Genomic DNA, 25819 nt, shown 5'->3' with positions numbered 1-25819 from the left:
CGCTCACCGGGGCGAGTTATCCCGTTTATCGGATTGGTAAAGATCGGACGTCGCGACTGTCCTCAGGGTGCTCACAGCCGACAGGATCCCGGTACCGGTCGGCAACCCGATCGACGTAATGATCGAATCCATGTACGGGAGGGCTCTCTTGAGACGGACTCGACAGACGGGAAGCGGCAGACGGAGGGTGGTGGCCGGTTCCGCCGGTGCCGTCGCCGTGGCGGCGCTGATAGCGGGAGCGGTCACCGCCCCTTCCGCCAACGCGTCGGCGCAGCACTCGAACGGCGCGAGCAACCACAACCGTGAGGCGGTGGGCGCGGCCATCGCCGCGGCCCAGGCGGCGAAGCGCGGCATCGACTGGCAGGACTGTCCCGCGGACTGGGCACTGGCCAAGCCGATCCAGTGCGGCTACGTCAGCGTGCCGCTCGACTACGCGCGGCCCTTCGGCAAGCAGATCAAGCTGGCCGTCGACCGTGCCGTCAGCACCGGCACCAAGGGCGAGCGCCAGGGCGCCCTCGTCTACAACCCGGGCGGCCCCGGCGGCTCCGGCATGCGCTTCCCGACGCGGGTGACCAACAAGAACCCGCTGTGGGCGAAGACCTCGAAGGCGTACGACTTCGTCGGCTTCGACCCGCGCGGCGTCGGCCACTCCGCGCCGATCTCCTGCATCGACCCGCAGGAGTTCGTCAAGGCTCCCAAGGCCGACCCGGTCCCCGACTCCGAGGCGGACAAGCGCGCCCAGCGCAAGCTCGCCAAGGAGTACGCGGACGGTTGCTACGAGCGCAGCGGCGAGATGCTGCCGTACATGACGACGCCGAACACCGCGCGCGACCTGGACGTCATCCGGGCCGCTCTCGGCGAGAAGAAGCTCAACTACCTGGGCGTCTCCTACGGCACCTACCTGGGCGCCGTCTACGGCACCCTCTTCCCGGGCCACGTCCGCCGCATGATCGTGGACAGCGTCGTCAACCCCGAGAAGAGCAACATCTGGTACGAGGCGAACCTGAACCAGGACATCGCCTTCGAGGGCCGCTGGAAGGACTGGCAGGACTGGGTCGCCAAGAACGACGCGACCTACCACCTCGGCGACACCCGCGCCAAGGTCCAGCACCAGTGGGAGACCCTGCGCGCCGCCGCGAAGAAGAACCCCATCGGCGGGGTCCTCGGCCCGGCCGAGCTGATCAGCTTCTTCCAGAGCGCGCCGTACTACGACTCCTCGTGGGCGCCCACCGCCCAGATCTGGAGCAAGTACGTCGCCGGTGACACGCAGGCGCTGATCGACGCCGCCGCCCCCGACCTGTCGGACACGGCGGGCAACGCGTCCTCGGAGAACAGCAACGCGGTCTACACCGCCGTCGAGTGCGCCGACGCCAAGTGGCCCACCAGCTGGTCGAAGTGGGACCGGGACAACACGGAACTGAACAAGAAGTACCCGTTCATGACGTGGGCCAACGCCTGGATGAACCTGCCGTGCGCGACGTGGAAGACGAAGCAGCAGACGCCGATCGACGTGAAGACGGGCAAGGGCCTGCCCTCCGTCCTCATCGTCCAGTCGGAGCGCGACGCCGCCACCCCGTACGAGGGCGCCGTCGAGCTGCACAAGCGTTTCAAGGGCTCCCGCCTCATCACCGAGAAGGACGCGGGCTCGCACGGTGTCACCGGTCTGACCAACCCCTGCATCAACGACCGGGTCGACACGTACCTGCTCACCGGCGAGGTCGATGGCAAGGACGTGACGTGCACCCCGCACGCCACCCCGAAGCCCTGACCCGCTGAAGCCGAACGGCCCGGCCCCGGGAAAGGGGCCGGGCCGTCCGTCATGTCCGGGCCGCCAGCCAGGCGTCCTCGGCCGCGTAGTCGAAGATCCCGGCCGTGTACGAGGCCAGCATCTTCGGGAAGCCGTCCCGCCAGTCCCGCTCGCGCAGCCGCGCGGCCAGCCACTCCACCGTCTCGGGAAGCGCCTCGGCGTACGTCGTCACCGGCGCGTACCCCAGTTCGCGTTCGGCGGCCGACATGTCGACGATCAGCGGGCGCGGCACCGCCCACGGGGAGTCCCCGACGTTCGGCGCCGGCGGCGGGCCGTCGACGAGCACCGACTCCGTCTCCACCCCCATCAGCGCGTCGATCATCGCGCCGATCTCACCGACCGAGGGATGGTCGGGATCGGCCCCGTTCAGCACCCGCGAGCCGGGCCTGGCCGCCGCCAGCCGCACCAGCTCCGCCAGGTTGTGCACGCTCGCCGGGTGGAACGTGCTCGTGCCGTTGTACGCGAGCACCCGCGTCCGGCGCCCGTCCAGGTTCCGCTTCACGAAGTACAGCTCGCGCGGGGTGCGGCAGTGCGGGCCGTGCACGGCGGACGCCCGCAGCACGGTCGTCGGCAGCCGGTCGCCGAGCGCGAGGAGGTCCCGCTCGATCCGCACCTTGCGCGCGCCGTACCCCTCTCCCGGGGCCACCGTGTGCCAGGTCTCCGGGATCGGCACGGGATAGTCGGGCCAGCCGTCCGGCTCCTCCTGCGTGTGGAAGCCGCGGCCCCGCTCGTCCACGTAGACCGCGCCGCTCGACACCACGACCGCGGAACCGACCCGGTCGGCGAGGCCCGCGAGCTGCCGCCCGTGCTCCGGCGTGAACGCCACCATGTCCACGACGAGATCCACCCCGTCACCGACCAGCGCGGCGAGCGCCGCGTCGTCGTCCCGGTCGAGCCGCACCGACCGCACCTCGTCCGGCCAGTCCGCGTCCCGGCCGCCCCCGAGCGAGGCGGCCGTCACCGCCCATCCGTCCCGCGCGAGCGCCCGTACCGCCGGTCGCCCGATCTGTCCCGTCGCACCGATCACCAGAGCCGTCTTCATGCCCGGACCGTACGGTGATCAGGGCGCCGGGGCCCACGTTTTTCTGCTCACCGCAGAGCGGCCCCGCGGCGCGTCTCAGCTGAGGGGCATCCGCGGGAACTTCCGGGCTTTGGCCTCCTCGGCCTCCGCCTTCACCTGCGCCGCGTACTTGTCCACGTACTCCTGCCCGGACAGCTCCAGGATCGCGTACATGATCTCGTCGGTGACCGCCCGCAGGATCGCCTTCTCGCCGTCCATCCCCGCATAGCGCGCGAAGTCCAGCGGCTTGCCGAAGCGGATGGTGATCCGGCGCATGCTCGGGATCTTCTGGCCCGGCGGCTGCGCCTCGAACGTGCCGATCATCGCGCACGGGATCACCGGGACCTGCACCTTCAGCGCCATCGCGGCGACCCCGACCTTGCCCTTGTACAGGCGGCCGTCGTGCGAGCGGGTGCCCTCCGGATAGATGCCGAGGAGTTCGCCGCGGCGCAGCACACCGAGCCCCTCGCGGATCGCGGCCTGGCCCGCCTCCTTGCCGGAGCGGTCGACCGGGATCTGCCCGGCGCTGCGGAAGAACGCGGCGGTCAGCCGGCCCTTCACACCGGGCCCGGTGAAGTACTCGGCCTTCGCCAGGAACGTGATCCGCCGCTTGAGGATCGCCGGCATGAGGAAGTGGTCCGAGAACGACAGGTGGTTCCCCGCGACGATCGCGGCGCCCTCGTCCGGAACGTGTTCCAGCCCCTCGATGCGCGGCCGGAACATCAGCCGCAGCAGCGGCCCGAGGATCACGTACTTGAGCAGTCGGTAGAACATGGCCGTCGCCTTCCCCCATGCAGCACTAACGGGCGCGAACGCACAGTAACCCCCGCCCGGACCGGGTGTCAGGGGTTGTGCGAGGCCACCATCGCCACCGTGATCAGGCCCAGCACGATCCAGCCGAACCAGAGCCAGCCATTGCTGCCGAGCGCCACCGTGTAGGCGGTCACGGCCACCAGGCCACCGACGGTGAACACGCCCATCGTCTTCGTGGATCCGGGCATCACACACCCTCCTCCCGGCAGCCGGGACGCCGTACGGCGGTGTTGTGCGGCGCCCGTGCCGCGGCCAGAAGGCCATCCTCACCCGGGAACGGCCTGTGGCGCTACTGCCCGCGTGCGTTCAGCGAGGCCAGGTAGGCGTTGTACGCCTCCAGCTCCTTGTCGCCGTCCCGGTCCGCGGCGCGGTCCTTGCGGCGCGCCTGGCGCTCCTCGGACTTCTTCCACTGGAAGAGCAGGGCGAGCAGCACCAGGACCGACGGCACCTCGCTGAACGCCCAGGCGATGCCGCCGGCGGCCGTCTGGTCGGACATCGGATCGATGCCGAGCGAGGCCGGCGGGTTCTCGAACGTGCCGACCATCGTGGTGCTCGCCATCATCAGCGCGATCCCGAAGAACGCGTGGAACGGCATGCCCGCGAACAGCTCCAGCATCCGCATCACGTAACCGGGCCGGTGCGGCCCCGGGTCCACGCCCATGATCGGCCAGAAGAACACCACGCCCACGGCGAGGAAGTGCACCATCATCGCGAGGTGCCCGATCTGCGACCGCATCAGGAAGTCGAAGAGCGGGGTGAAGTAGAGGACGTACAGGCTCGCGATGAACAGCGGGATGGTGAACGCGGGATGCGTGATGATCCGCATGTAGCGGCTGTGCAGCAGCATCAGGAGCAGTTCGCGCGGGCCCTTGCTGCCGCGCTTCGACGCCACCGGCAGGGCGCGCAGCGCGAGCGTGATCGGGGCGCCCATCAGCAGCAGGATCGGCGACAGCATGCTGATCACCATGTGCTGCACCATGTGCACGCTGAACATGACCATGCCGTAGTCGTTCAGCTTGGTGCACATCACCAGACCGATGGTGAGCACGCCCACGACGAACGAGAGGGTACGGGCCACCGGCCAGGCGTCCCCGCGCCGCGCGAGGCGGACGACGCCCCACCCGTAGAGCGCGAGGGCGAGGAGGCAGCCGACGAGGAAGAAGGGGTCGGCCGACCATTGAAGGCCGTTCCCCAGCGTGAACGGCGGCAGGTCCATGCCGTCCATGCCGTGCCCGCTGTGATCCATCGGCCGGCTCCCGGTGCTCGATTCGTACGGATTGTGCGCCACCAGACTAGAACTGCCCCCGGCCGTGACATCGGCCGGGGGCAGTTCTCTGGCGGGGCGACGGGCTAGAGCACGCACTCCGCCTCGGCGTAGCGCTCCTCGGGAACCGTCTTGAGGGTCTCCACGGCCTCGGCCAGCGACACCATCACGATGTCGGTGCCGCGCAGCGCGGTCATGTGCCCGAACTCCCCGCGGTGCACGGCCTCCACGGCGTGCCAGCCGAAGCGGGTGGCGAGCACCCGGTCGTACGCGGTCGGGGTGCCGCCGCGCTGCACGTGACCGAGGATCACCGGCCGGGCCTCCTTGCCGAGCCGCTGCTCCAGCTCGATGGAGAGCTGGCGGGCGATCCCGGCGAAGCGCTCGTGCCCGTACATGTCCTTGACGCCCTCGTCGAACGCCATCGAACCGGCGCGGGGCTTGGCGCCCTCGGCGGCGACGACGATCGCGAACTTCTTGCCCGCGTCGAACCGCTCGCCGACCTTCGCGGCCAGCTCCTCGATGTCGAAGGGGCGCTCCGGCACGACGACGGCGTGCGCACCGGCGGCCATGCCCGAGTGCAGGGCGATCCAGCCGGTGTGCCGGCCCATGACCTCGACGATCAGCACTCGCTGGTGCGACTCGGCGGTGGTCTTCAGCCGGTCGAGGGCCTCGGTCGCGACCCCGACGGCGGTGTCGAAGCCGAAGGTCACGTCCGTGACGGCGATGTCGTTGTCGATCGTCTTCGGCACGCCGACGATCGGCAGCCCGTTGTCGGACAGCAGCCGGGCCGCCTTGAGCGTGCCCTCGCCGCCGATCGGGATGATGGCGTCAAGACCGAGGTCGGCGACATGGCCCTTGGCACGGTCCACGCCGTCGCGCAGATGGGCGGGCTGGACCCGCGACGATCCGAGGATGGTGCCGCCGCGGGCGAGGATGCCGCCCACCGCGTCCAGGTCCAGCTTGCGGTAGTCGCATTCGAGCAGGCCCTTCCACCCGTCGTGGAAGCCGATGACCTCGTCGCCGTGGTCGACGACGGCCCGGTGCACGACCGAACGGATCACCGCGTTCAGGCCGGGACAGTCGCCGCCTGAAGTGAGGACACCAATACGCATAAGCCCGGAATACCTTTGCAAACGTGGCCCGACGACCGGACCACGTCGTCCGGCGGGAATCCCCCGTACCTTAGCGGCGCCCGGGGGACCGACCGTATGGGGCGTCCGCCAGGTGGACAGCTCCGCTCATATGGGCGCGGAACCGCCCCTTAGGCGGGCTGCGCGGCGGTGGCCGACGCGATCCGCTCGTTGCGGAGCGCCTCGTACCACCGGTCGTCGACCGGCGGCAGCGCGTTGACATCCAGCGCCAGCTTCAGCAGCAGGTCCGCGATCTGCGGATTGCGCGCGAGCACCGGCCCGTGCATGTACGTGCCGAACACCGTGTCGTTGAAGGCGCCCTCGGTGCCGTCCCCCGTGCCGTTGCCCTTGCCGATGCGGGTACGGGCGAACGGCCGGGCCGACGGGCCCAGGTGGGTGATGCCCTGGTGGTTCTCGAACCCGGTCAGCGGCGGGAGCCCCAGATGCGGGTCGATGTCGGCCAGCACGTCACCGACGCACCGCTCGCCCTCGCCGCGCGTGGAGACGACGTCGAGCAGGCCGAGGCCCGGCTCCCGCTCACCGAGGTCGTTGATGAACTCGTGGCCGAGGATCTGGTAGCCGGCGCACACGGAGAACACGATGGCGCCGTTGGCCACCGCGCGCTGCAGGCCGCCGTCGCGCCGCAGCCGCTCCGCGGCCAGTCGCTGCGGCCGGTCCTCGCCGCCGCCGATCAGGTAGATGTCGCCGGAGGTCGGCACCGGCTGGTCGCTGCGGACGTCGGCCCGCTCGACCTGGAGGCGGCGCTGGTTGGCCCGGCGCTCCACCACCAGGGCGTTGCCCTGGTCTCCGTACGTGCTGAGCAGGTCGGGGTAGACCCACACGAGACGCAGGCTGCTGTCACTCATGCTCATGATCCTTCGCTGGCTCTCGTCGGGTCAGTTGCCGACGCGGCGGCGGACGTCCTGGAACGCGGTGTAGTTGGCGATCAGCTCGATGCGTCCGGGCGGCGAGGCCTGCACGGCCTGGTCGATGGTGTCGCAGACCTGGAACTGCAGGCCGGCCACCTCCAGACGCACCGCGAGGTCCAGCTTGCGGTCGCCGATGACCGCGATCGGGTGCCCCGCCAGCCGGGTGTAGTCGACGTCCCACAGCCAGGAGGTGTCGGTGCCGTCCGCGCCCCGCGCGTTCACCGAAAGGATCACCGGAGTGGGCGGCGGGTCGATCAGAGTGAACGTTTCGAGCCAGCCCGCCGGGTTCTTGGCGAGCAGCAGCCGCAGGTCGCGGTTCTGGAACTGCACGACGTCGTAGCGGCCGGCCACGGCCTGCACCTGGTACATCCGCTCCAGGGCGACCTGCGGCGGCACACCGAAGCAGGCGGCCACGGCGGCGGAGGTGGCCGCGTTCGCCTTGTTGGCCCGGCCCGGCAGCTGGAGGTGGATCGGCCAGGCGGAGCCGTGCGGGTCCAGGACGTAGTCGCCCTGGAGCGCCCAGCTCGCCGTCGGGCGGCGGAAACCGCACTCGCCGCAGAACCAGTCGTCGCCGGGGCGCTGCATCACACCGCCGCAGGCGGGGCAGGACCAGGCGTCGTCCTTCCACTCCTGGCCCGCGGCGACCCACACCACGTTCGGCGAGGAGGAGGCGGCCCAGACGACCAGCGGGTCGTCGGAGTTGGCGATGATGATGGCCTTCGAACCGGCAAGGCCCTCGCGCCACTTCTCGGCCAGCATGCGGGTCTCGGCGGCGCGGTCGAGCTGGTCGCGCGAGAGGTTGAGCAGCGCGATCGCCTTGGGGGTCACGTCCCGGGCGACCCCGGCGAGGTACTTCTCGTCGACCTCGATGACGCCGAACTTGGCGTCCGTGCCGCCGGCCAGCGCGGAGGTGATACCAGCAGGCATGTTCGCGCCCAGCGCGTTCGAGACGACCTCGCCGCTCGCGCGCAGGGCCTCGGCGATGAGGCGGGTGGTGGTCGTCTTGCCGTTCGTGGCCGAGACGAGCACCGTGTCCAGGTGCTGGGCGAGCCGTCCGAGCAGCTCGGGGTCGAGCCTGAGCGCGACCTTGCCGCCGATCACCGAACCGCTGCCGCGGCCTGCCGCGCGCGACACCGCGGCCGCGGCCTTGCCCGCCGTCACGGCGAGCTTGGCCCGCGGAGTCATCGACTCCGAGTTGCCTGCCATCTTCTTGGGTCCTCCTTGCGTACGGCGCCGCGCCTGCCCCCGGCATCGCTTTCCTGGCCCAGCCTATCGAGATCCCCTGACAAGCCCGAACTGCGGCTCGGGGTACCGCTCGACCGTACCCTTGCGCTCATGCGACACGGATCTGTACCGGGCGCCTCCGGGCGCGTACGACCCCTGACCCTGCTCGGTGATCCCGTGCTGCACCGCCCGTGCGGGGAGGTGACGGACTTCGGGCCGTCCCTCGCGCGCCTCGTTGAGGACATGTACGCGACAATGTACGCGGCTCAGGGCGTCGGCCTCGCCGCGAACCAGATCGGCGAATCGCTGCGGGTCTTCGTCTACGACTGCGAGGACGACGACGATGTCCGCCATGTCGGACACCTCGTCAACCCGCGTCTGGTCGAGGCGGACGGTGTCGTGATCCGCGGCCCCGAGGGCTGTCTGTCCCTGCCGGGGCTGGAGGCGGGCACCCCGCGCTTCGACCACGCGCGCGTGGAGGGCCAGAACCTGAAGGGCGAGCCGGTGGTGGTGCACGGCACGGGCTGGTTCGCCCGGTGCCTCCAGCACGAGTGCGACCACTTGGAGGGCCGCATCTACGCCGACCGTGTCACGGGCTGGAGGCGCCGCCGCGTACTCCGGCAGGCGTCGAAGGCCCCGTGGGCCAAGGCGCCCCGCTAGGGGCGGGGCGCGACCAGTCGCGATGAACCGGCACCCGGCAACGCGCCGGCCGGTGCCGCGGCGGGACCCGTCAGAACCCGGGCCCACCAGCCTTGTCGCCCGCGGCGGCGAGCCGCCCCCACAGCAGATCGGCGAGCCCCCGCACCAATTCGGCCCGCGAACACGGCCGTTCGCCGAGCCACCAGTCACCGGCGGCGTGCATCATCCCGACGATCCCGTGCCCCCACACGCGCGCGAGCTGCTGGCTCCCGGGCCCGAGGTCGACCCGCTCCTCGATGACCTCGGCCAGTTCCTCGCCCATCCGTCGCAGCAGCGGCGCGGAGTGCCGCCCGACGTCGAACCCTGCCTCGACGGGGGCGCCCTCCGCCGGATGCATGAGGAAGCGGTAGACCTGCGGCCTGGCCTCGATCGCCGCGAGATAGGTGTCCAGCGTGGCCTCGACCCGCTCGCGCCGCTCCGCGGGGGCGTCGAGGGCCGCCCGCAGGGAGGACAGCAGGGCGTCCGTGTGCCGCTTGGCCAGTGCCGCGTACAGTCCGCCCTTGTCGCCGAAGTGCCGGTACAGGATCGGCTTGGTGATCCCGGCCTCCGCGGCGATGGCGTTCATCGAGGCGCCGGGACCGTCCCGGAGCACCACGCGGTCCGCGGCCTCCAGCAGCTCGCGCCGCCGGCGCTCGGCGGCGGACTGCTGCTCCGCGCGCTGGTCCGTCCGTTGCTTGGTCTCCATGACGCTCTCCCCGCCCGTGCGATTGCTTGACGCACGCGAAAGGTAACACCCGCCACCGCGGCAGGATCGAACGCGCGCTCGGAGGTTGACATGAGCTACTGGCGAGTAACAGACTCTCGTTACCGCAAGTAACATATGCAGTGCACGCAGCCCTGGAGGGGTCATGGCCGAGTTCACGATGGATCTCAACGACGAGCAGAAGGAAGTCCGTGACTGGCTGCACGGCTTCGCCGCCGATGTGATCCGCCCCGCGGCCGCCGAGTGGGACGAGCGCGAGGAGACCCCCTGGCCGGTCATCCAGGAAGCGGCCAAGCTGGGAATCTACTCCCTCGACTTCTACGCGCAGCAGTTTTTCGACCCGAGCGGCCTCGGCATCCCGATGGCCATGGAGGAGCTGTTCTGGGGCGACGCGGGCATCGCGCTGTCCATCGTGGGCACGGGCCTCGCCGCGGTCGGCGTCCTCGCCAACGGCACCGAGGAGCAGATCGGCACCTGGATCCCGCAGATGTACGGCGATGTGAACGACGTGAAGGTGGCCGCTTTCTGCTCCTCCGAGCCGGACGCGGGCTCGGACGTCGCCGCCATGCGCACGCGTGCCGTCTACGACGAGGCCAAGGACGAGTGGGTCCTCAACGGCACCAAGACGTGGGCGACCAACGGCGGCATAGCCAACGTCCACGTGGTCGTCGCCTCCGTGGACCCCGCGCTCGGCTCCAAGGGCCACGCGTCCTTCATCGTGCCGCCGAACACGCCGGGCCTGTCCCAGGGCCAGAAGTTCAAGAAGCACGGCATCCGCGCCTCGCACACCGCCGAGGTCGTCCTGGAGAACGTGCGGATCCCCGGCTCCTGCCTGCTCGGCGGCAAGGACAAGCTGGACGAGCGCCTCGCCCGCTCGCGCGAGAAGGCCCAGAAGGGCGGCGAGCGCGTGAAGAACGCCGCCATGGCGACCTTCGAGGCCTCCCGCCCCGCCGTCGGCGCGATGGCGGTCGGCACCGCCCGCGCGGCCTACGAGGAGGCGCTGGAGTACGCCAAGACGCGCGAGCAGTTCGGCCGCCCGATCATCGACAACCAGGGCGTCGCGTTCCAGCTGGCCGACATGCGCACCTCGATTGACGCCGCGCGCCTCCTGGTGTGGCGTGCCTCCTGGATGGCGACCACCGGCAAGAAGTTCGAGAACGCCGAGGGCTCGATGTCCAAGCTGTTCGCGAGCGAGACCGCCAAGAAGGTCACCGCCCAGGCCGTCCAGATCCTGGGCGGCAACGGCTTCACGCGCGAGTACCCCGTCGAGCGCATGCACCGCGACGCGGCGATCTACACCATCTTCGAGGGCACCAGCGAGATCCAGCGCCTCGTCATCGCCCGCACTCTTTCCGGCATGCCGATCCGCTGACGGCCGCCGGTCAGATGTCGGCCAGCGCCCCGCACGAGATGTTCACCGTGGCGGACGTCATCGTGCGGGCGCGGTCGCTGGCCACGAACGCGGCGACCTCGCCCACGTCGTCGAGGGTCGCCGCCCGGCCCAGCAGCGTGGGCTCGGTCAGCAGCTCGGTCAGCTCCGCGCGCCCCTCGAAGTCGGGCGGCAGGCTCTCCGGGATGCCGCCCGTCTTCAGGGTCACCACGCGGATCCCCGCCGGGCCCAGTTCGCAGGCCCACTGCCGGCGCAGTCCCTCCAGCGCGTCCAGCGAGACCTTGAAGCCGCCCAGGCCCGGCTCCGTCTGCGTGCCGGAGCCGCCGAAGGCGAGCACGACGCCCGAGCCCCGGGCCACCATGTGCCGGGCCGCCGCCCGCGTGGTCAGGAACTGAGTGCGCATCGTCGTCGCGATCGGGGCCAGGAACTCGTCGACCGTCAGCTCCGTCAGCGGCTTCTGCACGTCGCCGACGCCGATCAGGTTGAACGAGATGTCGATCCGGCCCGCCCGCCGCGCGACGTCGTCCACGAAGCCCTGTACGGCGCTCTCGTCGAGCGCGTCGACCTCGAAGGCCTCCGCGGTGCCCCCGGCCTCCCTGATCGCGGCAGCGGCCCGCTCGGCGGGCGCCAAGGACCTCCCGGCGAGATACACCGACGCCCCTTCGCGCGCGAAACCGCGTGCCGCCGCGCCTCCGACGGCCCCGCCACCGCCGTAGACGAGCGCGACTTTCCCGTCGAGCAACACTGGCCTCAACTCCTCCTGGTGGACCCGTCGTCGAGGTGTCCACCATGGCGCAACGGCGTCAGCTGCTCGATGTCGTAGCGCGAACGGAGGTCGGCGATCGCCGCGTGGTCCGGCGGACCGCCCGCCGAGAGGATCTCCAGCAGCTCCTCGAAGTACCGCTCGTGGTCCGGCGGGGGAGAGGCCTGGAAGAACATCTTCGCCGGCGTGTCCGTCGGATTGGCGAACGCGTGCGGGCAGCCGGGCGGCACCACGATCACCGTGCCCGGCGTCGCCCGCACCACCTTGTCGCCCGAAGGGGACTGCCAGCGCTTCCAGTTGTCGGGCGTCCGCACCCGCGGCTCGAAGGCGAGCACGTCCAGCTCCCCTTCGAGCACATAGAACAACTCCTCGCTCCGCGTGTGCACATGGGCCCCGACGTCGAAGCCCGGCGGCACCACGACCTCGAAACTGGACGCGCTGCGCGAATGGTCCCCGGTGACCTTGAAGGTGACCTGCTGGGCGGGCGTCTGCACGGTGCGGCCGTGCCCGGGCGGCACCAGCAGCCCCTGTGCGGGTGTCAGCGCCGTCATCCGGCCGCCGACCAGGTCACGGGAAGGGCCTCGGGGCCGCGGATCAACGCGCCCTTGCGGAAGGGGACCTGCTCCGGGGGCGCGTCGAGACGCAGCCCGGGGAAGCGGTCGAGCAACGCCCCCACCAGCAGCTCCGACTCCAGCTTCGCCAGCATGCCGCCCACGCAGTAGTGCGGTCCGAAGCCGAAGGAGACGTGCGGGTTCGCGCCCCGGTCGAAGTCGATGCGGTCCGGGTCCGGGAAGACGTCCGGATCGCGATTGGCCGCCAGGTACGACACGTAGACCGGGTCGCCCTCGCAGATGCGCACGCCCGCCACGTCGACGTCCTCCAGAGCGATCCGGGACAGGCCGACGGCGCTGCGGTGCGGGATGTAGCGCAGCAGTTCGTCGATGGCCCGGGGGCGCAGCTCCGGCTCGGCGCGCAGCCGCTCGGCGAGGTCGGGGCGCGTGAGCAGGATGTAGACCATGTTGCCGCAGTTGTTCGTGACGGCCTCGCCGCCGATCTGCACGAGCACCGCGAGGCCCACCGCCTCGTCCTCCGTCAGCTCGCCCGCCCCGACCGCCGTGCCCAGCAAGGAGGTGACGTCCTCGCCGCTGCCGTCGTCGCGCGAGCGGATCAGCCGCGCGAAGTAGGCCGACATCTCGTTCTTGGCGCGCTCGCTGACCTCGGCCCCGTGGGCCGAGGAGAGGATCAGCTGCGTCCAGGTGTGCATCAGCTGCCGGTCGGCCGCGGGCACGCCCATCAGCTCGCAGATGACGGCGATCGGGAACGGCGCGAGCAGCCGCTCGGTGAGATCGGCGGGCGGACCGTCGCGCAGCAGGCCGTCCACCAGTTCGTCGAGCATCTCCTGCGCGCGCGTGCGCAGTCGTTCCACCCCGCGCGCGGTGAACGCCGCCGCCACGGCCCGCCGCAGCCGCGTGTGGTCGGGCGGATCGGCGAACCCCACTGCTCCCGCCTGCGGGATGAAGTGCGGCGCGAGCCGGGTGACTTGACGCCCCACGACGGCCTCACGGCTGAAGCGCGGATCGTTGGTCACGGTGCGCACGTCGTCGTAGCGCGTGACCAGCCAGGCCCAGCCCTCGCCGTTGGGCAGCCGGATCCGGGTCACCGGCCCCTCGGCCATCAGCTCGGCCAGCACCGGATCGAAGTCGACCCCGTGGAGGTCCAGGGACGGCCAGGGGCGGACCGGCGGCCTGGTGGTGGTCTCCTCGGTCATGTCGGTCATACGACGGCCTCCACGAGCGGCTCACGGTCGTCCGAGCGCTGCCAGCGGCCCAGCGACATCTCGGCGGTGATCCCGGGGCCGAACCCGGCGAGCATGCCGCGGGCCGTGTCGTGCGCGCCGCCCTCGTCGAAGAGCCGGCGCAACGCGTCCAGGACCACGGCACTGGCGATGTTGCCGTACTCCGTGAGCGTGGCCCGGCTGAAGCGGAACGCGTTCGGCGGGACCTGGAGGAACTTGCTGAGGTCGTCCAGGATGCGCGGGCCGCCCGCGTGAATGATGTAGAAGTCCAGCTCAGAGGCGTTCCAGCCGTGCAGTCCCGCCAGCTCCTGGAGCGCCGGAGCGAGCGGCTCCATCGTGGTCGGCACCCGCTTGTCGAGCAGGAAGTGGAACCCGGTGGCACGGACGTCGTACGCGATCCAGTCCTCGGTCTTCGGGATGAGGTACGAGCCGTTGCGCTCCAGGGTGATGCCCGTTCCGCCGCGCCCGCGCACCACGGCCGCCGCGACCCCGTCGCCGAACAGCCCGTTCGACAGCAGCGAGCCGATGCCCAGGTCGGTCGGCTGGTAGCACAGGGAGCAGAACTCGCAGGCCACGATCAGCGCGTTCGCCTCCGGGTAGGCCGTGCAGAAGTCGTGCGCCCGGTTCACCGCCGCGCCGCCCGCGGCGCAGCCCAGCTGCGCTATCGGTATCTGGCGGGTGTCGCTGGAGAAGTCCATCTCGTTGATCAGCCACGCGGTCAGCGACGGCATCATGAAGCCCGTGCAGGACACATAGATGATCACGTCGATGTCGGCGGCCCTGAGCTGCGCGTCGTCCAGCGCCCGCCGCACCACGGCGGGCACCCGGGCCTTGGCCTCCGCCTGGTAGAGCGTGTTGCGGTCCTCGAACCCGGGGTGCTTCAGCGTCTCCTCGATGGGCTGCACGAGGTGCCGGGTCTGTACGCCCGTGTTCTCGATCAGGCGGAGCGCCAGCGGAAGTTGCGGGTGGTCGGCGTGGTGGGAGCGTGCCAGAGCGAGCGTCTCTTCCATGGTGATGACGTGTTCGGGCACGGAGACAGCGGGTCTGCACAAAGTGGCCATGAGCCTGCGCCTTCTGGTCGCCCCCCGGCTGAGTGGACCTCCCCGTCGCAGGGAGGTTCATTCACGATCACCCGCCGCGCGCCGTTCGTCCCGTCGGACTACTCCATGCCGGTCGCGCGGCAGGTGCCGTGGCCTGCCCGTCCTCAGCCCTGGCCGGTGCCCAGCGCGGTGGCGAGCGCCGCCGCCGGGTCTGAGGCGGCGGGCCCCGCGGGGGCCCAGCGGCCCCGCTCCTTGCGGTACGGCCACCACCGCCCGTCGCGCCCCAGCCGCAGCTGGCCGGCCCCGTCCGAGACCGTCCAGCGCCCACGCGAGCCCTTGAGCGCCGGCCGCTCGTCCTCCTCCCACGCCGCATCCAGCGCGGCACGCGCGCGTGCCGCACTCTTCGCGTCGGGAGTCCAGGCGTCCTCCAGGACGGTCAGAGCGGCGACGCCCCCGTACTCCCAGGCGCGGGCCGCCAGCGCGAGACCCTCCCGGTCCCGGCCCGTCGCGCGCGCGAGCCGGACGGCGATGTGCTCCGGCGGCGCCGCCGCGGCCAGCCGCGCGGCATCCGCCGAGGGCGTCAGCTCCTCCGGCACGGGACGCTGCTGATGGCCGGTGGCGACGGCGTCGGCGAGCAGCCGGTGGGCCTCGGCGGCGGCCTGCGCCGCCAGGAACTCCAGCGCGTCGACGTCCGTGTCCCCGGGCGGCGCCGTCTCGGTGTCCAGGACCGGCGGCAGCCCGGGCTCGGCCGGCAGGGACGGCGGCGTGGGCAGCGGCGGCAGGACGAACGCCGACGCGTAGGCGTCCGCGGCGTCCACACCCTCGGCCGCGCCGTCCTCCCGGCCGGACGGCGCGGGGTCGGCGGCGGCCGCGCTGCGCACCTGGAGCTCGTCCAGCAGGGACCGCTCGTCCCGCCCGCGCAGCAGAAGCAGCACGAACGGATCCTGGTCGAGCAGCCGGGCCACCTGATAGCTCAGCGCGGTCGTGTGCGCGCAGTGGTCCCACGCGTCACAGTCGCACCGCGGCTCCAAGTCGCCGATCCCCGGCAGGAGTTCCACACCGGCCGCCGCCGCGTCCTCCACCAGGTGCGGCGGCATCTCACGGTCGAGGAGCGCGGCGATGTACCCCGACCGCTCGACGGCCATGTCCAGGAGGCGGTCCCAGTCGTCGCCGTCCAGCTGGTGCAGCAGCACGTCGGACCGGTGCAGCGCGCCGCCGCGGTCCCGTACGACGGCGGTGATCCGCCCCGGCCGCACCGACACCGCGCCGACCGCCCCGGCCCGTGCCAGCCTGCGGCCCGCTTTGAGCTGGGCCAGTTCGAGGGCGGTGTCCTCCAGGGCCTTCAGCCAGGCCCGGCCCCACCAGGTGACCGCGAAGCCCCGGCCCTGAGCGGGAGGCAGGGCGGCGAAGACGCGCTCCCGGGCGTCGGCGGCCTCGTCGAACGCCTCCTGGTCCTCGTACGGGTACGGGTCGCTCATCGGGATCCCCCTCGCAGTTCCACCAGATCGGCCAGTTCGGCATCGCTGAGCTCGGTGAGAGCCGCCTCGCCCGCCCCCAGCACGGCGTCCGCCAGCTCCCGCTTGCGGACGAGCATCTCGGCGATGCGGTCCTCGATCGTGCCCTCCGTGATCAGCCGGTGCACCTGGACGGGGCGCGTCTGCCCGATCCGGTACGCGCGGTCGGTGGCCTGGGCCTCGACGGCCGGGTTCCACCAGCGGTCGTAGTGCACGACGTGTTCCGCGCGCGTGAGATTGAGACCCGTACCGGCCGCCTTCAGGGAGAGCAGGAAGACGGGCACCTCGCCGTCCTGGAAGCGCCGCACCATGTCCTCGCGCCGCGCGACCGGGGTGCCGCCGTGCAGGAACTGGCTCGCGATGCCGCGGTCCGCCAGGTGCCGCTCCACCAGGCGGGCCATCTGCACGTACTGCGTGAAGACCAGCACGCCCGCGTCCTCGGCGAGGATCGTGTCCAGGAGTTCGTCCAGCAGCTCCAGCTTCCCGGAGCGGCCGGCGATGCGCGGCCGGTCCTCCTTGAGGTACTGCGCCGGGTGGTTGCAGATCTGCTTCAGGGCCGTCAGCAGTTTGACGACGAGACCGCGCCGCTCGAACCCCTCGGCGCCCGAGATCTCCGCCAGCGTCTCGCGCACCACGGCCTCGTACAGGCCCGTCTGCTCCTTGGTCAGCGACACCGCCCGGTCGGTCTCGGTCTTGGGCGGCAGTTCGGGCGCGATGCCCGGATCCGACTTGCGGCGCCGCAGCAGGAAGGGCCGCACCAAACGGGCGAGGCGTTCGGCGGCCGCGGGATCCTTGCCGCCCTCGACGGCCTGCGCGTACCGCGTGCGGAAGGTGCCGAGTCTGCCCAGCAGACCGGGGGTGGTCCAGTCGAGGATCGCCCACAGCTCGGAGAGGTTGTTCTCCACGGGGGTGCCGGTGAGCGCCACACGCGCGCGTGCGCCGATGGTGCGCAGTTCCCTCGCCGTCGCCGAGAAGGGGTTCTTCACGTGCTGGGCCTCGTCGGTGACGACCATGCCCCAGGACACGGCGGCCAGTTGGGCGGCGTCGAGGCGCATCGTCCCGTACGTGGTGAGGACGAACTCGCCGTCCGCCAGGTCCTCCAGGGACCGGCGACCGCCGTGGAACCGGCGCACCGGGGTGCCCGGCGCGAACCTCTCGATCTCGCGCTGCCAGTTGCCCATCAGGGAGGTCGGGCACACCACCAGGGTCGGGCCCGCGGTCTCGGGCGCCGACTGCCGGTGCAGGTGCAGCGCGATGAGCGTGATCGTCTTGCCGAGGCCCATGTCGTCGGCGAGACAGGCCCCCAGGCCCAGCGAGGTCATCCGGGCCAGCCAGTTCAGGCCGCGCAGCTGGTAGTCGCGGAGTTCGGCGGCGAGCGCGGCGGGCTGCTCGATCCGCTGGCCCGGATCCGCCCCCTCGGGGTCCGCCAGCCGGTCCCGCAGCCCCTCCAGCCAGCCCGTCGGGCGTACCTCGACCCGGCGGCCGTCCACCTCCGTCGAGCCCGTCAGAACGGCGCTCAGCGCGTCGACCGGGGTGATCTTGCGGTCCTGATGGGCGCGGGCGCGCCGCGCCTCGTCCGGATCGATCAGTACCCATTGGTCGCGCAGCCGCACCACCGGCCGGTTCGCCTCGGCGAGCCGGTCCAGCTCGGCACGGCTCAACTCCTGGTCCCCGAGGGCGAACCACCAGTCGAACGCGAGCAGCGCGTCGGCGGACAGGAACGACGGCGCGGCCGACGCGAGCCGGTCCCCGCCGGCCCCGTCGGGCGGCCCGATCACCGCGCGTGCCGTCAGCTTCCGGGCGAGTTCCTTCGGCCAGTGGACCTCGACGCCCGCCGCCGACAGGGCGCGCGCCCCGTCCCCGAGCAGCTCGGTGACCTCCTCGTCGGCCAGCTCGACGGCGTCGGGGACGGCGGCCGACAGCAGCGGGGCGAGCGGTGCCCACGCGCGCGAGGCGCGCCTCAGTGCCAGCAGCGCGTCCATCCGGGCCCGTGCGCCGAAGGCCCGCGCCGCCGGGCCGCCGCCCGCCCACACCTCCGCCGCGTCCGCCATCAGCGTGGGATCGGCGACGCTGTGCAGCTGCGGCACGGCCCGGAACGCCGGTCGCGCGTCCTCGTCGTCGGCCTGCCCCAGACCCAGCACCTCCACCCGCAGGGAGATCCGCACCCCGGCGTCGTGCCCGGCCGCGACGTCCGCCGCCCACGGACGCAGCTCGGGCGCCCGGCGCGGACTCCGCGCGGCGAACACGGCCGACCCGGCGGCCGCCGGCGCGGCGGGGGAGCGCGGCAGCGTGTCGGCCACCGCGTCCAGGAAGGCCCGCAGCAGGCGCTCCGGGGCGTGCAGCCGGGGCGGCTCGTACCCCTCCAGCGGGACGGCGTGCGCCTGCGGCGGCATCGCGGCGGCCAGCTCGCGCACCCGCTCCAGATCCTCCGCGCTCAACGGGCCCGACCGCCAGGCGTCGTGCTCCTCGGCGCTCAGTCCGGGCAACAGCAGTCCTCGGGCGGCGAGTTGCAGTGCCAGGAGGGCGGCGGCACCCCAGAAGGCCGTCGTCGGATCGGCGTGCGCGGCCGCCCGCGCGCGTGTGAGCACCGGAAGCGCGGCCCGCACCGGCAGGGCCACGGCGGGCACCGTCAATTGCTCGCCGGGCAGCACCAGGGGCACCTGGACCCGGGAGCCCGCCGCCGGCAGCGGCACCTCGTCGCCGTCGGGGTGCCAGAAGGCGACGGTCGAGGCGCGCGCCGGATCGGCGGGCAGGAACAGGGCACAGCAGCGGACGAGTTCCGCCGTCTCGGCGGGTGTGGGTGCGGGATGCGTGTGCTCGGAGATGGCTGCTTCCTCGTTCTTCCGTCTCGAAGGCATCGGACTGTCTCGAAGGCATCGGACACGAAGGTCATCCGATTTAGTCATCAAATTTGACTACCCGCTCTGGAGGCGCCGAGGGTACACCGCGCGACCCGCCGGACGGACACCCTCCAGTCGTGACCTGAATCACCCAACCCTTAAGGGTGTGGCTAACCCCCCGCTCGCGGTGGGCCTGCCCCCGGTGCCGGTCGGGTGGTGGCGCCATGGCTGCCGAAGGCCCCTGCTCCGTACGTTCTTCGGTGTCGGGCCGACGCGTAGCCCGCCGCTTCGCCGCCGCCCACCACAGACCGGAGAACAGCCATGCCGCTTGCCGTCGCCGCACCGCCGTCCCCGCCCGACACGAGCAGCGAATTCACCCCTCTGCTGAGGGATGTCAAGGGTCAGGGGCTGCTCGACCGGCGCTCCGGCTGGTACGTGCGCACCATCGCGGGCAACGCCCTCGCTCTCGCGGCCGTGGTGACAGGTGTGGCACTCATCGGCGGCTCCTGGTGGGTGCTGGCGCTCGCCCCCGTCCTCGCCGTCCTCGGCGCGCGCACCGCGTTCATCGGGCACGACGCCGGCCACTCCCAGATCACGACGAACCGCTCCGTGAGCCGCGTGATCGGTCTCGTCCACGGCAATCTGCTGCTCGGCATGAGCTACTCCTGGTGGAACCAGAAACACAACCGCCACCACGCGAACCCGAACCACATCGACAAGGATCCCGACGTCGCCGCCGACGTCCTCGTCTTCACCAGCGGGCAGGCCGCCGCGCGCACCGGTTTCCGCGGCTGGCTCACCCGCCACCAGGCCTGGCTGTTCTTCCCGCTCACGCTCCTGGAGGGCCTGGCCCTGAAGGTGTCGGGCTTCCAGGACCTGCGCCGCCAGAGCGGACGCGAGCGCCTGGTCGAGGGCGCGCTCCTCGTCACCCATGTCGTCGGCTACGTCACCCTGCTGCTGACGCTCATGCCCCTCGGCCACGCCCTCGCCTTCGCCGCACTGCACCAGGCGCTGTTCGGGCTGCACCTGGGGATGGCCTTCGCGCCCAACCACAAGGGCATGGAGATGCCCGACCCCGACGGCGACAAGTGGGGGCATCTGCGCCGCCAGGTCCTCACCTCGCGCAACATCAAGGGCGGCGCTCTGACCGACTGGTTCCTCGGCGGCCTCAACTACCAGATCGAGCACCACCTGTTCCCCAGCATGCCCCGCCCCCACCTGCGCCTCGCGCAGCCCCTGGTCAAGGCGCACTGCCGGAAGGTCGGCATCCCCTTCACCGAGACCGGGCTCATCGACTCCTACCGCCAGGCACTGCGGCACATGTATGAAGTGGGAGAGCCGCTGCGGGCCGACATCTGAGCCGCCCCCGCGCGCAGGGCGCCCCCTCCGGGGCGCCCGTGGTGGCGCGGCATCAGGGACATCTCAGGGTCGTCCACAGGAACCGTGGACGACGCGGGCCCGTTTCTCACAGCAGAGGCGAGCCCGTTCCACTCATCCGAGGGCGAGCCGCCCCGAAGGAGGCCAGACACATGTCGAGGAACACGAAGATCGCCGTGGGAGGCGTGGCGGCCGGGATCATCCTGCTGATCTGGCTGCCCTGGTGGGCGGCCCTGCTCATCGTGCTGGGCGTGCCCACCGTGGCCTACCTGATGCTCGACCCGTCCCAGCGGCGCAGGCTGCGCCGCGTGTCACGCAGGGAGATCGGGCGCTAGGGCCTGTCCGGCGGATCAGGTCGCAGTCGGTCGGCCCGCGCGTTTCTGTGCTGGTGAGCGGGGTCTGGTGCGTCGAGATGCAAGGCGGAGGAGGGCGTCGACGCGGAGCGTCGGCAACCGACGACAACGCCGCAGGTCGGCGTGCCAGACGCCGCGCCCGCGACAAGATCCGCCGGACAGGCCCTAGGGCGCGTGTGCCGGACACCGCGGGGCAGGCAGGGCTTTCGGGCACGCGCCCTAGGGCCTAGGTGCTGTCCGGCGGATCTTGGAGCCGTAGGCTCGAAGCATGATTGGTCTCCAGGTCCGCAGCGAGGTCGGCACGATCGAAGCTCGCGCCAAGCACGGTGTGATCTGGGGGCCGGAGCTGGCGGGTCTCGACCAGTCGGCGTTTCCGATGCTGGGGCACCTGTTGCCCTATGCGGACACTGTTTTCAACAGTCGCCAGGTGGTCACCCTGCGGGCCGAAGTGCCGCGTTTGCCTCCCGGCGTGGTCACGAAGGAGTTCGCGCGTGAGCTTCTGGACCTAAGCCAGACGGTTCTCGACGGACACCACCTCTACCTGTGGTTCCTCGGGGACTGAGACAGCAGGTCTACTCAGCCCCTGAGCCAGAGCCGGATCGCGGCGGTGGCGACGGTGCCGTGGAAGACGTAGGCGCGTTTGTCGTAACGAGTGGCGACGGCCCGGTGGTTCTTGAGCCGGTTGATCGTCCGTCCGACTTCGTTGCGGCGCTTGTAGATCTCGCTGTCGAAGCCGGTGGGACGACCGCCGTTGCTGCCGCGGCGCTTGCGGTTGGCTCGCTGGTCCTTCGGCTCGGGAATCGTGTGCTTGATCTGGCGTCTGCGCAGGTAGCGGCGGTTACGCCGCGAGCTGTATGCCTAATAGGCGTCGAGGGCTGGGAGTTGGATCAGCTCTGGGCAGGGGTCGAGCGCGATGTCTTGCTGTATGCCGCGCCTTGAGTGCTTCGACAAGAGCGACACGTGCGCGACCCCTGCCGCTCGCAAGTCGACCGCCGTAGCGTGCCGTGGTTCGAGCCGTTCCCAGGGCTACCTCTTGATCAGCCGGAGTCGTGGAGCTCTTCACGAGAGCGAGGAGCCTGAGAACAGCTGGGGCCACGGACGGCTGATGGGGTGGTGCGCCGACGAGCGCTTCTATTAGGTCGCCGAGTGGTCCTGCCGCGGCTCGAGGCCGGCGGTCAGCGAGGTATCGAAAAGAGGCGCGCATGCAGGTGACCTGCGGAATCGACTGGGCCGAAGACCATCACGACGTGGCGGTGCTTGACTGCGACGCTCGTCTGCTCGGCAAACTCAGGGTCAGCGACGACGCGACGGGCTTCCAGGACCTGCTCCGTCTGCTGGCCGAACACGGAGACACCCCCGACGATCCGATCCCGATCGCGATCGAGACTTCGCGCGGGCTCATGGTGGCCTGTCTGCGGGCTTCCGGGCGCCAAGTGTTCTCGAACAACCCCATGGCCGTGGCACGCTACCGAGACCGGCATTCCGTCTCCCGCAAAAAGTCCGACCACCAGGACGCCGTCGTGCTGGCGAACATCCTGCGGACCGACGCAGAGCTCCACCGGCCTCTACCGGACGACACCGAGCTGGTCAGGGCGATCGCCGTCCTCGCCAGAGCCCAGCAGGACGCGGTCTGGGACCGCACTCGGACACACAATCGTCTGCGCTCGCACCTGCGCGAGTACTACCCGGCAGTCCTTGAAGCATTTGCCGAAAAGCGCGAGAAGCTGCTGGCTCGAGAAGCTCGAGCGATCCTGGCGATCGCGCCCACGCAGGCCCAAGCCGCCAAGCTCGCCCGCACCAAGCTCAAAGCCGTGGTCAAGCAGGCCGGCCGCCAGCGCCGGATCGAGGCCGAGACCGACCGCCTGCTCGAAGTCTTCCGCCGGACCTGGCTTCGCCAGCCAGCTCTGGTGGAAACGGCGATGGGACACCAAACACTTGCCTTGCTCGCCCAGCTCGAAGCCGCCTGCAGGTCCTGTGACGAGCTGGCAAGCGCCACCGAGGAACTCTTCTTCCAGCACCCCGACGCGGAAATCATCACGAGTTTCCCGGGGCTCGCCGCGCTGACCGGCGCCCGTCTCCTCGCCGAAATCGGCGACGACCGCACCCGGTTCGACACAGCCCGCGATCTGAAGGCATACGCCGGAAGCGCCCCCGTGACCCGCGAGTCCGGAAAAAGCCGCCGCGTCAGCCACCGCCGGATCAAGAACAGCCGCCTGGCCGCAACCGGCCGGCACTGGGCTTTCGCCGCACTCACTGCCTCAACCGGCGCCCACGACCACTACAACCGTCGGCGAAAGACCGGCGATCGCTACTACGCAGCTCTCCGGAACCTCTTCAACCGCATGCTCGGCCAGCTCCACCACTGCCTGACCACCCGCCAGAGGTTCAACGAAGCGATCGCATTCGCCCCACCCAAACCATCACCACTCACCGCAGCTGCTTGACCCGATAGCTGCATGGGGTGTCTTGTCGCCACCGACGTGGTCCGGCCGGGTTCGCGGGTGGCCGCTCTGAGGGCGGTGGACCCGGATCCGTTTCAGGACCTCGATCATCTGCGGTGCGTCACCCCACTGGCCCGGTGTCACCAGGAAGGCCAGCGGGCGGCAACCTCCCTCACCGGCGAGGTGGATTTTGCAGGTCAGGCCGCCCCGGGACCGTCCGAGTCCCTCGTCGGGTCGGTGGTTTCGGGGCGTCGATCTTTTTTCGGGACGCGTGGTGCCTTCTTGCGGGCCCCGGCCGCGTGCTGATGGGCTCGGCACGAGGTGGAGTCGACGCTGACCATGGTCCAGTCGAGCCGGCTGGCCAGGTCGGCGTCGGCCTGGACGGCACGCAGGATCCGGTCCCAGGTGCCGTCCGCCGACCAGCGGCGGTGCCGTTCGTAGACGGTTTTCCAGCTGCCGAACCGCTCGGGAAGATCCCGCCACGGTATGCCGGTCCGCACGCGAAAGAGGATCCCGTTGACCATCTTTCGGTGATCGCTCCAACGACCGCCGCGTCGCCCGGCGGCCGGCAGATGCGGCTCCAGCCGCACCCACTCCGCATTCGTCAGATCACCCCGCCCCATGCCGAGCACAACGACGAGTCAGCCCGACAGTCACATGATCCGCCGGACAGTGCCTAGCCGCCCTCCGCCGATCCCGAACCGACGGCAGCAGACTTTCGGCTCCAGCCCCTCCGCGCATCAACAACGGTGCGTTCTCTTTCGTACGAGGTGGTGCACGTTCACTTGTACGCCGACAGATGGCCTGGACGGCGTGGTGGAGGCCGTCGCCGTGTTGCCGGCAGTCGCGGAGGACCTTGTAGTTCTTCATCCGGCCGATCACGTGCTCGACCCGGGCGCGGACCTTGCGATGGGCGGCGTTGTCGGCCTCCTCGCCCGGCAGCAGGGCCCGTCGGGGGCGTTTGCGGTGCGGGGCGACCATGCCGCAGTTGAGGTAGGCGCCGTCTGCCAGGACGGTCACGCCCTGGCAGCGCGCGGCCAGGCCGGAGGCCCGCCAGGCGTGCGCGTCCGCGGTGGTGCCCGGCACCGGCCGGGCGGCGGCGATCACCAGGCGGGTGTCGGCAGCCACGACGACCTGCACGTTCGCCGGAAACCGGTAGTTGCGTGAGGAGGAACCGGCGTGCCGGTCGCGGACCGGAACCGGGATGCCGTCGACGATCCATAGCCGGTCCGCCACATCGGCCGACCGGGCCATCGGCTCCAGTGCGAGCAGCGGCCCCAGCTCAAGCCGAGGTTGGAAAACGCTCAGTACTTCCTCACCTGTCCAGGCCGTTCGAAATAGAAGCCCCGAGGCATCTGCGGTTCCCTGGTTTCTTTCAGAGGCGAAGCAGCCCTGACATCCTCGACCAGTGAACTGCCATCGAGGACGCGCTTGCCGTCGAATCTTCGGCCGGTGAAACCGAACATGTGCGTGCCCCGGCCCAAACGCAGCAGCCCCACCATGACCTGCGTCGCCGAGAGAGGCACCCCGCCAGATACCAGCGGGATAGACAGGAAGAGGTTCCTCTTCTCACGTGCTTCAGGCCCGGTCCACAAGGCGACAGTCACGCTCGGCTCATCTTGGTCGGGGATGCACCCGCGCACGTAGTACGGCTTGGCCACTGGTGTGGCGGTGTAGTGCCACAGTGCGACCGCGACGGCGCACTGGGTCCGGGCGAGAGCCTCTGAAGAGACGGCCCCTAGTTGTTGACCCATGACGGGCACTTCTGCACCCCTCTGCAGTAGGCGGTGATCACACCGATCTTCCCTTTCGTGCCCGGCGCGGTGTACCGACCGTCGTCGGTCTCCTTTGCGTAGCGCACCTTGACTACGAAGTCGACCTGGCGCCCGTTATGGATGGCCGAACCCCAGTACTCGAGATTGCGCTGCTGGTCGGACTTCTTGTCCGGCTTGCCGTTAAGCGCGGCCTTGATGAGCTTGCACGACGTGATGTTGTGTGGCCGGGAGAAGTGGTTCCACCCCAACTCCGAGTTACCAGTTCGCGTGGGGATGCGGCGGCCGTCCCAGTCCGTCTGTACACATTTCTCGTGAGTGTTCCAGGTCTCCCGCGCGTCCGCGGCGGTTGGAAGGCCAGCAAGGCCGAGCGAGGCGAGAGCAGCGGCGATAGCGATCGTTCTCCTCAACGTTCCTCCTGGTCAGGATGCTGATCACATCAGGATTGCCTGGCAGGACGAGCCGTCATGAGTTGGATCTGACCATTCACCTGATTGAGGGTGTTCGGCGCCCTTCCCCGAGCACGTCAACGCGACCGCCGCCACCAAGTGCCAGCGGCCTGCCACGAGGCAGGGAGGGTCTGATGCACGGTTGGGTGACAGGTGTGGTCACGCGGTCCGGAGGGCCGGTGTGGTCATGACGGTCTCGAACTCGACGGGTGTGAGCCGGCCGAGGGAGGCTTGTCTGCGGCGTCGGTGGTAGGTCCTCTCGATCCAGGTCACGATCGCGATCCGCAGTTCTTCACGGGTGGCCCACTGCCGGCGGTCGAGGACGTTCTTCTGCAGCAGGCTGAAGAAGGACTCCATGGCCGCGTTGTCGCCTGCCGCCCCGACCCTCCCTATCGAGCCGGTGATCCGGTGTCGGTCGAGCGCCTGGACGTATTTCCGGGACCGGAACTGGACGGA

General features: G+C 70.7%; 23 protein-coding genes and 4 pseudogenes. 7 read left to right on the top strand and 20 right to left on the bottom strand.

Annotated features, from left to right (window positions below; genetic code table 11):
* The first annotated feature begins 130 nt into the window (after positions 1-130).
* Entirely contained in the window at positions 131-1768 is a 1638-nt protein-coding gene (locus tag ABII15_RS05150) for an alpha/beta hydrolase (protein WP_353941076.1), read from the top strand.
* A gap of 49 nt (positions 1769-1817) precedes the next feature.
* On the opposite strand, the gene ABII15_RS05145 is transcribed toward ABII15_RS05150, so the two are convergent.
* From ABII15_RS05145 to ABII15_RS05115, 7 genes are all read right to left on the bottom strand, one after another.
* Entirely contained in the window at positions 1818-2837 is a 1020-nt protein-coding gene (locus tag ABII15_RS05145) for an NAD(P)-dependent oxidoreductase (RefSeq protein WP_353946964.1), read from the bottom strand.
* Between the two features lie 87 nt (positions 2838-2924).
* Complete coding sequence (locus tag ABII15_RS05140; RefSeq protein ID WP_353941075.1) at positions 2925-3641, bottom strand: lysophospholipid acyltransferase family protein; 717 nt, start codon at positions 3639-3641, stop codon at positions 2925-2927.
* A gap of 68 nt (positions 3642-3709) precedes the next feature.
* On the bottom strand, positions 3710-3868 hold the full coding sequence (locus tag ABII15_RS05135) for a hypothetical protein (protein WP_181512557.1): 159 nt from the start codon (positions 3866-3868) through the stop codon (positions 3710-3712).
* A 101-nt stretch (positions 3869-3969) separates the two neighbouring features.
* Positions 3970-4926 (bottom strand): cytochrome c oxidase assembly protein, encoded by a 957-nt coding sequence (locus ABII15_RS05130; RefSeq protein WP_353941074.1) that lies wholly within the window; start codon positions 4924-4926, stop codon positions 3970-3972.
* Between the two features lie 104 nt (positions 4927-5030).
* Positions 5031-6056 (bottom strand): 6-phosphofructokinase, encoded by a 1026-nt coding sequence (locus ABII15_RS05125; protein ID WP_111663521.1) that lies wholly within the window; start codon positions 6054-6056, stop codon positions 5031-5033.
* A 149-nt stretch (positions 6057-6205) separates the two neighbouring features.
* On the bottom strand, positions 6206-6940 hold the full coding sequence (locus tag ABII15_RS05120; protein ID WP_353941073.1) for a glutamine amidotransferase: 735 nt from the start codon (positions 6938-6940) through the stop codon (positions 6206-6208).
* A 30-nt stretch (positions 6941-6970) separates the two neighbouring features.
* Positions 6971-8209 carry a MurT ligase domain-containing protein gene (locus ABII15_RS05115; RefSeq protein WP_353941072.1) on the bottom strand — a complete coding sequence of 413 codons (1239 nt, stop codon included), beginning with the start codon at positions 8207-8209 and terminating at the stop codon, positions 6971-6973.
* Positions 8210-8338: 129 nt separating this feature from the next.
* Here ABII15_RS05115 and def point away from each other — a divergent pair, with 129 nt between their 5' ends.
* Positions 8339-8887: a peptide deformylase gene (def, locus tag ABII15_RS05110; RefSeq protein WP_353941071.1), complete on the top strand. Its 549-nt coding sequence runs from the start codon at positions 8339-8341 to the stop codon at positions 8885-8887.
* Between the two features lie 70 nt (positions 8888-8957).
* Here def and ABII15_RS05105 read toward each other — a convergent pair whose 3' ends face one another.
* Positions 8958-9611: a TetR family transcriptional regulator gene (locus ABII15_RS05105; protein ID WP_353941070.1), complete on the bottom strand. Its 654-nt coding sequence runs from the start codon at positions 9609-9611 to the stop codon at positions 8958-8960.
* 163 nt (positions 9612-9774) lie between these two features.
* On the opposite strand from ABII15_RS05105, the gene ABII15_RS05100 reads away from it, so the two are divergent.
* The gene (locus tag ABII15_RS05100) at positions 9775-11001 is read left to right on the top strand and encodes an acyl-CoA dehydrogenase family protein (RefSeq protein ID WP_111663516.1); all 1227 of its coding nucleotides are present in this window, start codon (positions 9775-9777) and stop codon (positions 10999-11001) included.
* 10 nt (positions 11002-11011) lie between these two features.
* Here ABII15_RS05100 and ABII15_RS05095 read toward each other — a convergent pair whose 3' ends face one another.
* The 6 genes from ABII15_RS05095 to ABII15_RS05070 form a co-directional block, all read right to left on the bottom strand.
* On the bottom strand, positions 11012-11764 hold the full coding sequence (locus ABII15_RS05095) for an SDR family oxidoreductase (protein ID WP_353941069.1): 753 nt from the start codon (positions 11762-11764) through the stop codon (positions 11012-11014).
* 5 nt (positions 11765-11769) lie between these two features.
* A complete protein-coding gene (locus ABII15_RS05090; RefSeq protein WP_353941068.1) occupies positions 11770-12333 on the bottom strand; it encodes a cupin domain-containing protein in 564 nt (187 codons plus the stop codon).
* Positions 12330-13550 carry a cytochrome P450 gene (locus tag ABII15_RS05085; RefSeq protein ID WP_353946963.1) on the bottom strand — a complete coding sequence of 407 codons (1221 nt, stop codon included), beginning with the start codon at positions 13548-13550 and terminating at the stop codon, positions 12330-12332. Before ABII15_RS05085 ends, ABII15_RS05090 begins: the two co-directional genes overlap by 4 nt.
* 5 nt (positions 13551-13555) lie before the next feature.
* A complete protein-coding gene (locus tag ABII15_RS05080; protein ID WP_353941067.1) occupies positions 13556-14638 on the bottom strand; it encodes a type III polyketide synthase in 1083 nt (360 codons plus the stop codon).
* 143 nt (positions 14639-14781) lie between these two features.
* On the bottom strand, positions 14782-16095 hold the full coding sequence (locus tag ABII15_RS05075; protein ID WP_353941066.1) for an SWF or SNF family helicase: 1314 nt from the start codon (positions 16093-16095) through the stop codon (positions 14782-14784).
* A complete protein-coding gene (locus tag ABII15_RS05070) occupies positions 16092-18989 on the bottom strand; it encodes a DEAD/DEAH box helicase (protein WP_353941065.1) in 2898 nt (965 codons plus the stop codon). The genes ABII15_RS05075 and ABII15_RS05070 overlap by 4 nt, the downstream gene beginning before the upstream one ends.
* Before the next feature lie 303 nt (positions 18990-19292).
* On the opposite strand from ABII15_RS05070, the gene ABII15_RS05065 reads away from it, so the two are divergent.
* The 3 genes from ABII15_RS05065 (at position 19293) to ABII15_RS05055 (ending at position 21263) form a co-directional block, all read left to right on the top strand.
* Positions 19293-20330: an acyl-CoA desaturase gene (locus ABII15_RS05065; RefSeq protein ID WP_353941064.1), complete on the top strand. Its 1038-nt coding sequence runs from the start codon at positions 19293-19295 to the stop codon at positions 20328-20330.
* A 170-nt stretch (positions 20331-20500) separates the two neighbouring features.
* Positions 20501-20683, top strand: a complete 183-nt coding sequence (locus ABII15_RS05060) for a hypothetical protein (RefSeq protein WP_353941063.1) — start codon at positions 20501-20503, stop codon at positions 20681-20683.
* 286 nt (positions 20684-20969) lie between these two features.
* The gene (locus tag ABII15_RS05055) at positions 20970-21263 is read left to right on the top strand and encodes a hypothetical protein (RefSeq protein WP_353941062.1); all 294 of its coding nucleotides are present in this window, start codon (positions 20970-20972) and stop codon (positions 21261-21263) included.
* A gap of 14 nt (positions 21264-21277) precedes the next feature.
* Here ABII15_RS05055 and ABII15_RS05050 read toward each other — a convergent pair.
* A pseudogene (locus tag ABII15_RS05050) lies at positions 21278-21559 on the bottom strand (transposase); the annotation flags it as partial.
* 344 nt (positions 21560-21903) lie between these two features.
* Here ABII15_RS05050 and ABII15_RS05045 point away from each other — a divergent pair.
* On the top strand, positions 21904-23145 hold the full coding sequence (locus tag ABII15_RS05045; RefSeq protein ID WP_353941061.1) for an IS110 family transposase: 1242 nt from the start codon (positions 21904-21906) through the stop codon (positions 23143-23145).
* 21 nt (positions 23146-23166) lie between these two features.
* Here the strand turns inward: ABII15_RS05045 and ABII15_RS05040 are convergent.
* The 5 genes and pseudogenes from ABII15_RS05040 to ABII15_RS05020 all read right to left on the bottom strand — a co-directional run.
* Positions 23167-23765, bottom strand: a pseudogene (locus ABII15_RS05040) (IS5 family transposase); the annotation flags it as partial.
* Between the two features lie 175 nt (positions 23766-23940).
* A pseudogene (locus tag ABII15_RS05035) lies at positions 23941-24423 on the bottom strand (transposase family protein); the annotation flags it as partial.
* Between the two features lie 23 nt (positions 24424-24446).
* Positions 24447-24803: a hypothetical protein gene (locus tag ABII15_RS05030; RefSeq protein WP_353941060.1), complete on the bottom strand. Its 357-nt coding sequence runs from the start codon at positions 24801-24803 to the stop codon at positions 24447-24449.
* A 77-nt stretch (positions 24804-24880) separates the two neighbouring features.
* Positions 24881-25324 (bottom strand): hypothetical protein, encoded by a 444-nt coding sequence (locus tag ABII15_RS05025; RefSeq protein ID WP_353941059.1) that lies wholly within the window; start codon positions 25322-25324, stop codon positions 24881-24883.
* Positions 25325-25522: 198 nt separating this feature from the next.
* A pseudogene (locus ABII15_RS05020) lies at positions 25523-25813 on the bottom strand (integrase core domain-containing protein); the annotation flags it as partial.
* Between the last annotated feature and the right edge of the window lie 6 nt (positions 25814-25819).

Origin of the sequence: Streptomyces sp. HUAS MG91 (assembly GCF_040529335.1) — a bacterium.
Classification (GTDB): Bacteria; Actinomycetota; Actinomycetes; order Streptomycetales; family Streptomycetaceae; genus Streptomyces; species Streptomyces tabacisoli.
The sequence above is the reverse complement of the archived record's forward strand: the minus strand, read 5'-3'. Positions and strand labels throughout refer to the sequence as shown.

Coding starts and splice junctions, on each gene's coding strand:
- ABII15_RS05150 (WP_353941076.1), top strand. CDS start 131: ATGTACGGGAGGGCTCTCTTGAGACGGACTCGACAGACGGGAAGCGGC.
- ABII15_RS05140 (WP_353941075.1), bottom strand. CDS start 3,641: ATGTTCTACCGACTGCTCAAGTACGTGATCCTCGGGCCGCTGCTGCGG.
- ABII15_RS05135 (WP_181512557.1), bottom strand. CDS start 3,868: ATGCCCGGATCCACGAAGACGATGGGCGTGTTCACCGTCGGTGGCCTG.
- ABII15_RS05130 (WP_353941074.1), bottom strand. CDS start 4,926: ATGGATCACAGCGGGCACGGCATGGACGGCATGGACCTGCCGCCGTTC.
- ABII15_RS05125 (WP_111663521.1), bottom strand. CDS start 6,056: ATGCGTATTGGTGTCCTCACTTCAGGCGGCGACTGTCCCGGCCTGAAC.
- ABII15_RS05120 (WP_353941073.1), bottom strand. CDS start 6,940: ATGAGTGACAGCAGCCTGCGTCTCGTGTGGGTCTACCCCGACCTGCTC.
- ABII15_RS05115 (WP_353941072.1), bottom strand. CDS start 8,209: ATGGCAGGCAACTCGGAGTCGATGACTCCGCGGGCCAAGCTCGCCGTG.
- def (WP_353941071.1), top strand. CDS start 8,339: ATGCGACACGGATCTGTACCGGGCGCCTCCGGGCGCGTACGACCCCTG.
- ABII15_RS05105 (WP_353941070.1), bottom strand. CDS start 9,611: ATGGAGACCAAGCAACGGACGGACCAGCGCGCGGAGCAGCAGTCCGCC.
- ABII15_RS05100 (WP_111663516.1), top strand. CDS start 9,775: ATGGCCGAGTTCACGATGGATCTCAACGACGAGCAGAAGGAAGTCCGT.
- ABII15_RS05090 (WP_353941068.1), bottom strand. CDS start 12,333: ATGACGGCGCTGACACCCGCACAGGGGCTGCTGGTGCCGCCCGGGCAC.
- ABII15_RS05085 (WP_353946963.1), bottom strand. CDS start 13,550: ATGACCGAGGAGACCACCACCAGGCCGCCGGTCCGCCCCTGGCCGTCC.
- ABII15_RS05080 (WP_353941067.1), bottom strand. CDS start 14,638: ATGGCCACTTTGTGCAGACCCGCTGTCTCCGTGCCCGAACACGTCATC.
- ABII15_RS05075 (WP_353941066.1), bottom strand. CDS start 16,095: ATGAGCGACCCGTACCCGTACGAGGACCAGGAGGCGTTCGACGAGGCC.
- ABII15_RS05070 (WP_353941065.1), bottom strand. CDS start 18,989: ATGCCTTCGAGACGGAAGAACGAGGAAGCAGCCATCTCCGAGCACACG.
- ABII15_RS05065 (WP_353941064.1), top strand. CDS start 19,293: ATGCCGCTTGCCGTCGCCGCACCGCCGTCCCCGCCCGACACGAGCAGC.
- ABII15_RS05060 (WP_353941063.1), top strand. CDS start 20,501: ATGTCGAGGAACACGAAGATCGCCGTGGGAGGCGTGGCGGCCGGGATC.
- ABII15_RS05055 (WP_353941062.1), top strand. CDS start 20,970: ATGATTGGTCTCCAGGTCCGCAGCGAGGTCGGCACGATCGAAGCTCGC.
- ABII15_RS05045 (WP_353941061.1), top strand. CDS start 21,904: ATGCAGGTGACCTGCGGAATCGACTGGGCCGAAGACCATCACGACGTG.